This window comes from Stenotrophomonas sp. YJH_SMC_27, from assembly GCF_059369815.1.
Genome location: NZ_JCAFTA010000023.1, coordinates 47952 through 59539 on the forward strand (window position 1 = coordinate 47952; position 11588 = coordinate 59539).

The following is an 11588-nucleotide window of genomic DNA, read 5'->3' on the forward strand; positions in this document are numbered from 1 at the left end:
CGGCCACCCGGAATGAACAACAAAGGAACTCTGCTTTGAACAAGAACATGCGCATCCTGATCGTCGACGACTTCTCGACCATGCGTCGCATCGTCAAGAACCTGCTGGGCGATCTTGGCTTCACCAATACCGCCGAAGCCGAGGACGGGCATGCCGCGCTGTCGCTGCTGCAGAGCCAGTCGTTCGATTTCGTCGTCACCGACTGGAACATGCCGGTGATGACCGGCATCGAGCTGCTCAAGGCGATCCGCGCCGATGCCAAGCTGAAGACCCTGCCAGTGCTGATGGTCACTGCCGAAGCCAAGCGCGAACAGATCATCGAAGCCGCCCAGAACGGCGTGAACGGCTACATCATCAAGCCCTTCACCGCGCAGACGCTGGAAGAGAAGCTCGGCAAGATCTTCGAACGCCTGGCGGCCAGCGCCTGATGGATACCACGGTCGACAAGAACGCCCTGGCCCTGCGCCTGCAGGAAGCCCTGGACGCACTGGAGTCCGGTGACGAAGCTGCCTGGCGGCAACGCATCGACGGACTGGTCGCGCTGCGCACGCAGCCGATGATGAGCGGCCTGTCGCGGCTGGCCCGCGAGCTGGGACAGGCGCTGGGTGAACTGCCGACCGTGCCCAGCGAGGCCGGTGAGCTGGATGACGCCTGCGCGCGCCTGGACCACGTGGTGGCGATGACCGAACAGGCCACCCACCGCACCCTGGACCTGGCCGAGGAATGCCGCAGCCTGACCGAACTGCTGCGTGCCGAAGGCCTGCAGCCGGGCCAGGACGCGCAGCTCGAGCGCATCCGCCACAACCTGACCGAGATCGCCCTGACCCAGAGCTACCAGGACCTGACCGGGCAGATCATCCGTCGCGTGGTCGGCATCGTCCGCCGCGTGCACGAGGGCTTCGGCGCACTCGGCCTGCCGCCGGAACAGCATCGCACCGACCCGGCACTGGCCGGGCCGGCACTGAAGGGACTGGACCGCCACGCGGTCTCGCAGAACGACGCCGACGACCTGTTGTCGGATCTGGGGCTGTAAGCATGAGCGCGGTATCCGACGACATCACTGCCGATTTCATCATCGAGGCGCAGGAGATCCTGGACCGCCTCGGCGAACAGCTGGTGTCGCTGGAGCAGGCACCGCAGGACAGCGACCAGCTCAATGCGGTGTTCCGCGGCTACCACACGCTCAAGGGCGGCGCCGGCTTCCTCGGCGTCACTGCCATGGTCGAGCTGTGCCACGCCGCTGAGGAGGCGCTGGGCGCGGCGCGCGCCGGCCAGGCCGTGCTGCAGGCCCACCACTTCGACGCGGCCCAGCAATCACTGGATTACCTGCAGTCGATGCTGGACGCCGTGTCGTCCGGCACCGAGCCGGGCTATGCGCCGCCGGACCTGATCGCCCAGTTCGACGTGCAAGGGGCTGCCGTGGCTGCGCCCGCCGCCGCCGCAGCACCCGCTGCGGGGGGCAGCGACCTGATCACCGACGACGAATTCGAGGCGCTGCTCGACCAGCTGCACGGTGGCAATGCTCCGACTGCGATCGCGCCGGCAAAAAAAGCCGACGACGGCCTGATCAGCGAGGACGAGTTCGAAGCCCTGCTCGACCAGTTGCACGGTGGCGCCGCACCGGGTGCCAAGCCTGCTGCAGTCCTGGCACCGGCGCCGGCGCCCGCGCCGCGCCCGGTCGCTGCACCGACACCCGTGGCCAAGCCGGCGGCCAAGCCGCTGGCCGAGGCCGAACACACGGTGCGCGTTGATACCAAACGCCTGGACGCGATCGTCAACCTGATCGGCGAACTGGTGCTGTCGCGCAATCGGCTCAAGACCCTGCGTGCACGCCTGCGCGATGAAGAGCTGGACCGCGCCGTGTCGACGCTGGATATCGCCACCGCGCGCCTGCAATCGGCGGTGATGCGCACCCGCATGCAGCCGGTGGGCAAGGTCTTCTCGCGGTTCCCCAAGGTCGCCCGCGACGTTGCCCGCTCGCTGAAGAAGGAAGTGGACCTGGAGCTGATCGGTGCCGAGACCGAGCTCGACCGCAACCTGGTCGAGGCCCTGGCCGACCCGCTGGTGCACCTGGTCCGCAACGCCATCGACCACGGTGTGGAAATGCCCGACCTGCGCGAGGCGCAGGGCAAGCCGCGGATGGGCCATGTGCGCCTGTCGGCCCAGCAGGAAGGCGATTACGTCAGCATCGAGGTGCAGGACGATGGTGCCGGCATCGACCCGGAGAAGCTGCGCGCCAAGGCGCGCGAGAAGGGCCTGATCGATCCGGAAGCCGCCGCCCGCCTGAGCAGCGAGGAGTGCCTGCACCTGGTGTTCCTGCCGGGCTTCTCGACCAAACAGCAGGTCACCGATATCTCCGGCCGTGGCGTCGGCATGGACGTGGTGCAGTCGCGCATCCGCGAACTGAGCGGCCAGATCCAGATCCAGTCGGAACTGGGTCGTGGCAGCCGCTTCCTGATCCGCGTGCCGCTCACCCTGGCGATCCTGCCGACCCTGCTGGTGCAGGCCGGCGAGGACGTCTACGCGCTACCGCTGGCACGCGTGATGGAAGTGCTGCACGCGCCGCGCACCTCGCTGGGCTGGTTCGATGGCCGCGCCGTGCTTGATCGCCGCTCGCACACCCTGCCGCTGGTCGACCTGCGCCAGTGGCTGGATGTGACGCCGGCCGCGTCAACCCTGCTGACCATCGTGGTGCTGCAGGCCGGCGAAGCCCGCTTCGGGCTGGTCGTGGACCAGGTGCGCGGGCGTGAGGAAGTGGTCATCAAGCCACTGCCGAAGGCCCTGCGCGGCCTGCGCGGTTATGCCGGTGCAACCTTGATCGGCGATGGTCGCATGGCCCTGATCCTGGACGTGGACGGGCTGCGTTGAACCCCGCCAGGGCCATGCCCGGCAACCCGAAAAACTGTGACTACCGTCTGTACGCGATCTACCGGTGTCTCAAGTCCCATTCATACACGCCGATACCGGAACCATGGATAGACTCAGCCTCATTGGACTCTTTCTCGCCCTGGCCTCGCTGGTCGGCGGCAGCATCCTCAAGGGCGCCGGCCTGGCGTCGTTGTGGTCGCCTGCGGCGTTCGTGATCGTCATCGTCGGCACCGTCGCCGCGATCCTGCTGCATACCTCGCCGGCGGTGTTCAAGCATGCGTTCAAGATCGTGCGCTGGGTCGTACGCCCGCCACACAGTGATCGCCGCGAACTGATCCAGCAGATCGTTGAGTGGAGCAACATCGCCCGCCGCCAGGGCCTGCTGGGTCTGGAATCGCAGGTGGAAGCGCAGCAGGACCCGTTCCTGCGCAAGGGCCTGCAGCTGCTGGTGGACGGCGTCGAGCCCGAATCGATGCGGCACATGCTGGAAATCGAACTGGGCAGCCAGGAACACCAGGACCAGGCCGGCGCCAAGGTCTTCGAAGCGATGGGCATCTACGCCCCGACCCTCGGCATCATCGGAGCCGTGCTCGGCCTGATCGCGGTGATGAAGAACCTGGCCGACCCGAGCAAGCTCGGCCACGGCATCGCCGCAGCATTCACCGCCACCATCTACGGCATCGCCTCGGCCAACCTGCTGTTCCTGCCGGTGGCTGCCAAGCTCAAGAGTGTGATCTCGCACAACACCCGCGACCGCGAAATGGTCATTGAAGGCCTGATTTCGATCGCCCAGGGCGAGAACCCGCGCAACATCGAAACCAACCTTTCCGGCTTCCTGCACTGACATGGCCCGCCGCAAGCACCACGAAGAGCACGCCAACCATGAAGCATGGGCGATCCCCTATGCCGACCTGATGACGCTGCTGCTCGCCTTTTTCGTGGTCATGTACGCGATCTCCTCGGTCAACGAGGGCAAGTACCGGATCATGGCCGACGCGCTCACCGATGCCTTCGGTGGCGCACCGCGCACGATCAACCCGGTGCAGGTGGGGAACAAGCAGGTGCAGGGTGGCGGCTGGGACAGCCCTTCGGTGATCAAGTCCGGCACCAAGATCGGCCCCTCCGCGCCGGCGCCGTCGCACGACCCGACCCTGCTGCCGTCGATGGCCTCGCAGATGCGCATGCCGGTCTCCGTGCACAACCAGGAACAGATCGCCCGTGCCGAGCGCCAGCTCAACAGCATCGCCGACCGCCTCACCGCTGCATTGGCGCCGCTGATCGACCGCGGCATGATCAGCGTGCGCCGCACCGAGTTGTGGATTGAAGTGGAGATCAACAGCGACATCCTGTTCCCCACCGGCTCGGCCGCGCTGGACGTGCATGCACGTCAGACGCTGGCCAGCCTCGCCGAGGTGCTGCGTGACGTGCCCAACAGCGTGCGCGTGGAAGGCCACACCGACAACGTGCCGATCGCCACCGCCACCTTCCCTTCGAACTGGGAACTGTCGGCCGGACGCGCCGCCAGCGTGGTGCATCTGTTCGCCGACCAGGGCCTGCAGCCGTCGCGGCTGGCGATGGTCGGCTATGGCCAGTTCCGTCCGCGCGAAGAGAACGACAGCGCGCAGGGGCGCAACCGCAACCGCCGGGTGATGGTCATCATCCTGGCCGACACCTCGCATTCGGTGGATCCGCTCGGCCAGCGCCTCAATGCGGCCACCGGCGCCGTCGACAACAGCACCACCGAACAAGCCGCCGCAACTCCGGCCAGCGCCCCCACCTCCCCCATCGCACCGGTGAAGTTGCCGCCGGTGCCGGCTGGCAGCCGCGTCGGCGCCGCCGTTCCCCCGGCAATGAAGGAGTAAACCGATGCGCATCTGGGCAATCGCCAACCAGAAGGGCGGAGTCGGCAAGACCACCACCACCCTCGCCCTCGGCCGCGGCCTGGCCGCGCTGGGCCATCGCGTGCTGCTGATCGATCTCGATCCGCACGCCTCGCTCAGCCGCGCCTTCGGCGTACCGGTGGATCCGCCGCCGGCCGGCGTGCTGGAACTGTTCGGCGCTCCGCCGGCCGATCTTTCCAGCCTGTGCCATGCCAGCAGCATCCAAGGCCTGGACTATGTCTGCGCGCAGTCGGCGCTGGCCACGCTGGAGCGCCGCAGCGCCAACCAGCCCGGCCTCGGCCTGGCCCTGCAGAACGCACTGGCGCGCCACCAGGGCCAGCACGACTACATCCTGCTGGACTGTGCCCCCACCCTTGGCCTGTTGATGATCAACGCGCTGGCCGCTGCCGACCGCCTGATCATCCCCACCCAGGCCGAGCCGCTGGCCCTGCATGGCCTGGACGGCATGGTCCGCACCGGCGAGATGGTCGAGCGCTCGCGCCGCCGCCCGCTGCCGATCTCGATCCTGCCGACCCTGTTCGACCGCCGCACCCGCGCCGGCAACGAGTCGCTGCGCACCATGCAGGATCGTCATGGCACCCGCGTGTGGGAAGACGCCATTCCGATCGACACCCGCATCAGCAATGCCGCAGGCCTGACCCTGCCCAGCGTTGGTGAGGAGTACCCGGGCCGCGGCCTGGCCGCCTATCGCCGCGCACTGAACTGGATCCTCGGTGAGGATGCCCGCGCCCTGGAGCAGGCCGCATGAACAGCACCGGCGTACTGGACGACTATCTGGACGAACTGCTGGGCGAAGCGATCGCTCCGGCCGTCGTGCTTCCAACGCCGGACAGCGTCGCCCCGGCCCCGGCCCCGGCCAGCATATCGCAACCGGAACATGAGCCGACCTGGGATGACCTGCCGGCCGAGGTGATCTACGAGACCGACACCGTCGCCGCGGCGCCTGCCGCGGACAACGCCGCGCTCGAAGCCGCCTTCGAGGCCGCCGCAATGCCGGTCGCCGCTCCCGAGCGGGAACCGACCTGGGATGATCTGCCTGACGAGGTGATCCACGAGACGGCCCCGGCCAAGGCCGGCCCGGAGCCCACCTGGGACGACCTGCCCGACGAAGTGATCTACGAGACCGACGCGGCCGACAGCCATCACCTCGCCCACACTGACAGCCCCGGCCTGCAGGCTGCGTTCGAGGCCGCTGCCGGCGGCGCGGATGTCCCCACGCCGCCCCCGGCCGTGGTAGCGCCCCCGGCGCCGCGCCCTGCACCCGCGCCTGCCCCGGCTGCGCCCGCTGCCGTCGCGCCGCCGCCCCGCGTTGCCGTGGATGCCCCGGCCACCAACCGTCCCGGCACCTGGCAGGAACTGCAGGCACAGGCTCTCCAGCCCGCCAGCAGCCCGCATCCGCAGAACCGCCGCGCCGGCGAGCGCACCTCGCGCTGGCTGCGCCTGCGTTGCGGCACCCAGGCTTATGCGCTGGAACTGCTGAAGGTGCAGGAAGTGGTGCTGCCAGTTCCCCTGCTGCCATTGCGCGGCACCGCACCAGCGATGCTCGGCATCATGAACCTTCGGGGCCAGGTGGTACCGGTGATGGATCTCGGCCTGCACCTGGGTGCGGCCGCTGCCGAAGACGATTCGCAGACCCGCATCGTGGTGCTGGAGGAAGACGGCGAAACCATCGGCCTGCGCGTGTCGGCGGTGGAAGATGTCGCCAACCTTACCGACTCGCAGATCGAGCCGCCTGATACCGCGCGCATCTGCCAGATTTCCAACGACCTGTTCCGTGGCGTCGCCCGGGTCAGCCAGCGTCCGATGATCCTGCTCGACGCCACACGGCTGTTGAGTTGAGTCGGCGCTTTGCGCCGACGCGGTGCCTGTCGGGGACTGCAGGTGCCGATGCGCAGCATTGGCATCTCCCGTCCCCGAACAACACCGCATCGGCGCACCGCGTCGATTCCCCTAAAGAACCCTGCCGGGGTGCCGTTATGGATCACGGAACCGTTTGTCCGGAGCAACGATGAGCACTGTCGAACTGGGTGGGGATCTCGGCATCGAGAGCAGCACCGAGCTCAAGAACCGCCTCGCCCCGCTGGTGGCGCAGGCAGGCGAGCTGACCCTGGATGCAAGCCAGGTCGCCCGCATCCACACGGCCGCCGTGCAGGTGCTGTGTGCATTCGTGCAGGCCCGCCGCGAGGCAGGCCTGGGCACCGGCTTCCACGGTTGCACCGCAACCTTCCGTGACGCCGCGCGCCTGCTGGGCGTCACCCAGGCCCTGGGCCTGGACGCAACCCATGACAACCTGAAATCTGTGGAGAACGCTGCATGAGCGCACGTATCTTGGTGGTGGACGATTCGGCGTCGATGCGCCAGATGGTTTCCTTCGCCCTCACCTCGGCCGGTTTTGCCGTCGAAGAAGCCGAAGACGGCGCGGTCGCGCTCGGTCGCGCCAAGGGCCAGCGCTTCAACGCGGTGGTCACCGACGTCAACATGCCGAACATGGACGGCATCGCGCTGATCCGCGAACTGCGCCAGCTGCCGGACTACAAGTTCACCCCGCTGCTGATGCTGACCACCGAATCGGCCGCCGACAAGAAGTCCGAAGGCAAGGCCGCCGGTGCCACCGGCTGGCTGGTCAAGCCGTTCAATCCGGAACAGCTGGTCGCCACCGTGCAGAAAGTGCTGGGCTGATCGCCCCGCACCGCTCCCCTTCTTCGCTTCCGGACCGCCACTGCCATGAGCATGGACCTGCAACGCTTCCACGCCACCTTCTTCGAGGAGAGCCGCGAAGGCCTCGACGCGATGGAGGCTGGCCTGCTGGCCCTGGAATCGGGGCAGCAGGACGCGGAGATCATCAATTCGGTGTTCCGCGCCGCCCATTCGATCAAGGGCGGCGCCGGCACCTTCGGCTTCGATGCCATCGCCGGCCTGACCCACGTGCTGGAAACGCTGCTCGATGAGCTGCGTGCCGGCAAGCGGGCGCTGGAAGGCCATGCCGTCGACGCCATGCTGTCTTCGGTGGACGTGCTTCGCGCCCTGCTGCGCGAAGCCGAACACGGCCAGGCTGCCGACCCCGCCGCTGTCGCCGCAGTGAAGGCGCGCCTGGAAGCCGTTCTCTCCGGCCAGGCCGCATCGAGCGCTCCGGTCGCGGCAGCGGCCAAGGTGGACGATACCCCCGAAGCCTGGCAGATCGGCTTCACTCCGGCGCCGTCGCTGTTCATGAGCGGCAACGACCCGCTGCGCATTATCCGCGAGCTGGAACACCTCGGCTCGCTGCAGGTCGCCGCGCGCATGGAACGCCTGCCCGGCTTCGCCCAGCTCGACCCGCTGGAGGCCCACCTGGCGTGGGATCTGGGCCTGGTCGGCAAGGTGCCGCGCAGCAAGATCGAAGACACCTTCGCCTGGGTGCTGGACGACTGCGAACTGGACATCCGTCCGGCCGCTCCGCCAAGCCTGGCCACCCAGGCCCCGGCCGCAGCGGCCCCCGCTCCGGTGGCAGCGGCGCCGTCGGCACCTGCCGCGCCTGCCGCCAGCGGTGGTGCCAGCCAGGAAGCGGAAACCTCGATCCGCGTCAGCGTCGACAAGGTCGATGCGCTGATCAACCTGGTCGGCGAACTGGTCATCACCCAGGCCATGCTCAAGCAGGTCTCGCACGCGCTGGACCCGGTCCACGCCGAGAGCCTGTTCGCCGGCCTGGACCAGCTTGAACGCAACACACGCGACCTGCAGGAAGCGGTGATCGGCGTGCGCATGCTGCCGGTCGATGCGGTGTTCCGTCGCTTCCCGCGCCTGGTCCGCGACCTGTCCAGCCGCCTCGGCAAGCAGGTGCGCCTGCGCACCGTCGGCGAAGGTACCGAGCTGGACAAGGGCCTGATCGAGAAGATCGCCGATCCGCTGGTGCACCTGGTGCGCAACTCGATCGACCACGGCCTGGAAATGCCCGACGTGCGCCGCGGTGCAGGCAAGGACGAGACCGGCACGATCACCCTGGCGGCCTCGCATCAGGGCGGCCATATCGTCATCGAAGTCAGCGACGATGGCCGTGGCCTGGACCGCGCCAAGATCCTGGCCAAGGCTCACGAACGCGGCCTGGCCGTGCCGGACAACCCGACCGATTCGCAGGTCTGGGACCTGATCTTCCAGCCAGGCTTCTCCACGGCCGATGCGGTCACCGACCTGTCCGGGCGTGGTGTCGGCATGGACGTGGTCCGCCGCAACATCCAGGCACTGGGCGGCGAGGTGCAGATCGAAAGCAGCCTCGGTACCGGCACCCGCACGCTGATCCGCCTGCCGCTGACCCTGGCCATCCTCGACGGCATGACCGTAGCGGTGGCCGGCGAAACCCTGATCCTGCCCCTGGCGTACGTGCTGGAGGCGCTGCAGCCGCAGGCCGAGGACATCCGCAGCATGGCCGGCGAGGGCCGCGTGCTGCGCGTGCGTGGCGAGTACCTGCCGATCCTCTCGCTGAGCGAGTACTACGGCTACGGCAACCGCGCACCCGGCAGCGAATCGCTGGTGGTGGTGGTCGAAGGTGATGGCCAGAAGATCGCGCTGGAGGTGGACGAACTGGTCGGCCAGCAGCAGGTCGTGGTGAAGAACATCGAGAACAACTACCGCCGCATCGGCGGAGTATCCGGCGCCACCATCCTCGGCGACGGCCGGGTCGCGCTGATCGTCGACATCGGTGGGTTGGTGCGCTCGCTGCGGATGCCGCAGGCGGCCTGATCCACGCTGCATGCGAACCATGGACCGCCGCCCCTCGGGGCGGCGGTTTTCGTTTGTGTTCGGTCTGCCAGGGGGGGTCAGATTCCCTTCCGCAGGAACGGAATCTGACTGCGGGACGGCACCCCGAAACCAAATCGTGAACTCCGTCGGCGCGCTAGTTGCTGTCGCAACCACTTCATCCAATCGAAAACCGCGTCGCTGCAACGCTTCCATGCTGCCCTCCCTACGCATCCGAATGTGATCTGCGTCCATAAAGTCCATCGAGACTGCGCCGCTATTTCGCATTGACGGCCGTCACCGAACCCCACCGGGAACCACCGTTCGCTCTGCAACCACCCCCAAACCGGCGCACAGACGCCGGCACTCTGCCCACCTGGAGCACCCTGCATGAAGTGGTTCCAAGATCTGCCCATCGCCCGCAAGCTGGCTGTGGGGTTCACCCTCACCACGTTGATGACCCTGATCCTCGGCGCGTTCGCCCTGCTGCGACTGAGCGAAGCCAACGCGCAGCTACGCGACATGGCTGGCAACGATATCCCCTCGGTCCAGCACCTGGGCGAGGCGCGCTCGCAGCTCGGGGAGTTCCGCACCTACGAACTGGCCCAGCTGAGCATGCTCGACCAGCCGGAAAAGGTGGCCGACTACAACAAGCGCATGGACGACACCGCCAAGGCCGTACATGACGAACTGGCGGCGTACGCGGCGCTGCCGGCGCTGGACAAGGAGCGTGAACTGTATCGCGCAGCCAGCGCGCAACTGGATCGCTACTTCGCCGCCAACAAGGCGATGCGCGACGCCGTGACCGCCGGTGACGGCGTCCTGGCGCGGCAGATCTCCGACGAGCAGTCACGCCCGGCGCGCCGCGACCTGTTCGCTGCGATGAAGGCACTGGGCGCCCATATCGCCGGGCAGATGGACGGCAAGATCGCCGACGCCAACGCCACCCATCGCAACAGCATGATCGCCATCATCGGCTGCATCATCCTGCTGTCGCTGGTGGCCGCCGCGCTGGCCATCGTCATCTCGCGCGCGGTCACCGGCCCGCTGGGCAAGGCCGTGCATGCCATCCAAGCGGTCGCCCGCGGCGATCTCAGCGTCAGCACCCAGGCCACCAGCAGGGACGAAGCCGGCAGGATGCTTACGGCCACGGCCGAAATGACCGCAATGCTGCGCCGTTTCAGCGAGCAGACGCAGCTGATGGCACAGATGCATGCCGGCCCGGACATCAGCCACCGTATTCCGGAAGACTTCCCGGGTGTCTACGGCCAGCTGGCCAGCGGCATCAACACGGTGATCTTCGAACACCTCGATGCGATCGTCGATGCCATTGAAGTGCTCAACCAGTACGCCATCGGCAACCTTGCTCCGGACGCCCGCCGCCTGCCAGGCAGCCGCGCGATCCTGCACGAATCGATGGACGCCGCCAAGGCCAGCCTGCTGGCCATCAATACGCAGATCCAGCATCTGGCCTCGGCCGCCGCTGCGGGCGACTTCAGCCAGCGCGGTGACGCGCAGCGCTTCGATCACGATTTCCGCGTGATGATCGAGCAGCTCAACAGCATGATGCAGGTCGCCGACGGCAACCTCGGCCAGCTCTCGCAGCTGCTGCAGTCGATCGCCGCCGGCGACCTGACCGCACGCATGGACGGCCAGTTCAACGGCGTGTTCGCGCGCATGCGTGACGACGCCAACACCACCGTCGCACAGCTGACCCAGATCGTCAGCCAGATCCAGGCCAGTGCCTCCAGCATCACCCTCGCCGCTGGCGAGATCGCGTCCGGCAACAGCGACCTGTCGCGCCGTACCGAGCAGCAGGCCGCCAACCTGGAGGAAACCGCCGCCTCGATGGAGGAACTGACCTCCACCGTGCGCCAGAACGCCGAACACGCCCGCCAGGCCAACCAGCTCGCCATCGGCGCCCATGGCGTCGCCTCGCAGGGCGGTGAGGTGGTCGGCCAGGTGGTTACCACCATGTCGGCCATCGAAGCCTCGTCGAAGAAAATCGCCGAGATCATCAGCGTCATCGACGGCATCGCGTTCCAGACCAACATCCTGGCACTGAACGCCGCGGTGGAAGCCGCCCGTGCCGGCGAACAGGGCCGTGGC

Annotated in this window: 11 protein-coding genes; all 11 read left to right on the top strand. The window is 67.7% G+C overall.

The genetic code is table 11. The annotated features are described in order from the left end of the window. The first annotated feature begins 35 nt into the window (after window positions 1-35). Window positions 36-428, top strand: a complete 393-nt coding sequence (gene cheY, locus AC5P7R_RS21710; RefSeq protein ID WP_019659592.1) for a chemotaxis response regulator CheY — start codon at window positions 36-38, stop codon at window positions 426-428. Next, window positions 428-1033 carry a protein phosphatase CheZ gene (locus AC5P7R_RS21715; RefSeq protein ID WP_227854393.1) on the top strand — a complete coding sequence of 202 codons (606 nt, stop codon included), beginning with the start codon at window positions 428-430 and terminating at the stop codon, window positions 1031-1033. The genes cheY and AC5P7R_RS21715 overlap by 1 nt, the downstream gene beginning before the upstream one ends. A gap of 2 nt (window positions 1034-1035) precedes the next feature. Then, window positions 1036-2868 carry a chemotaxis protein CheA gene (locus tag AC5P7R_RS21720; RefSeq protein ID WP_227854392.1) on the top strand — a complete coding sequence of 611 codons (1833 nt, stop codon included), beginning with the start codon at window positions 1036-1038 and terminating at the stop codon, window positions 2866-2868. Window positions 2869-2971: 103 nt separating this feature from the next. Continuing rightward, window positions 2972-3712, top strand: coding sequence for a flagellar motor protein (locus AC5P7R_RS21725; protein WP_010482457.1), 741 nt, complete (start codon window positions 2972-2974; stop codon window positions 3710-3712). A 1-nt stretch (window position 3713) separates the two neighbouring features. Next, window positions 3714-4730: a flagellar motor protein MotD gene (gene motD / locus AC5P7R_RS21730; protein ID WP_111104217.1), complete on the top strand. Its 1017-nt coding sequence runs from the start codon at window positions 3714-3716 to the stop codon at window positions 4728-4730. A gap of 4 nt (window positions 4731-4734) precedes the next feature. Further along, a complete protein-coding gene (locus tag AC5P7R_RS21735; protein WP_019659589.1) occupies window positions 4735-5517 on the top strand; it encodes a ParA family protein in 783 nt (260 codons plus the stop codon). After that, the gene (locus AC5P7R_RS21740) at window positions 5514-6608 is read left to right on the top strand and encodes a chemotaxis protein CheW (RefSeq protein ID WP_021203852.1); all 1095 of its coding nucleotides are present in this window, start codon (window positions 5514-5516) and stop codon (window positions 6606-6608) included. Before AC5P7R_RS21735 ends, AC5P7R_RS21740 begins: the two co-directional genes overlap by 4 nt. 169 nt (window positions 6609-6777) lie before the next feature. Further along, complete coding sequence (locus AC5P7R_RS21745; RefSeq protein ID WP_019659587.1) at window positions 6778-7086, top strand: STAS domain-containing protein; 309 nt, start codon at window positions 6778-6780, stop codon at window positions 7084-7086. Continuing rightward, window positions 7083-7448: a response regulator gene (locus AC5P7R_RS21750; protein WP_005409521.1), complete on the top strand. Its 366-nt coding sequence runs from the start codon at window positions 7083-7085 to the stop codon at window positions 7446-7448. The genes AC5P7R_RS21745 and AC5P7R_RS21750 overlap by 4 nt, the downstream gene beginning before the upstream one ends. Window positions 7449-7493: 45 nt before the next feature. Further along, entirely contained in the window at window positions 7494-9482 is a 1989-nt protein-coding gene (locus AC5P7R_RS21755) for a chemotaxis protein CheA (RefSeq protein ID WP_111099180.1), read from the top strand. A 387-nt stretch (window positions 9483-9869) separates the two neighbouring features. Next, window positions 9870-11588, top strand: a 1719-nt coding sequence (locus AC5P7R_RS21760) for a HAMP domain-containing methyl-accepting chemotaxis protein (protein WP_495214179.1), incomplete at its 3' end; no start/stop codon positions are given.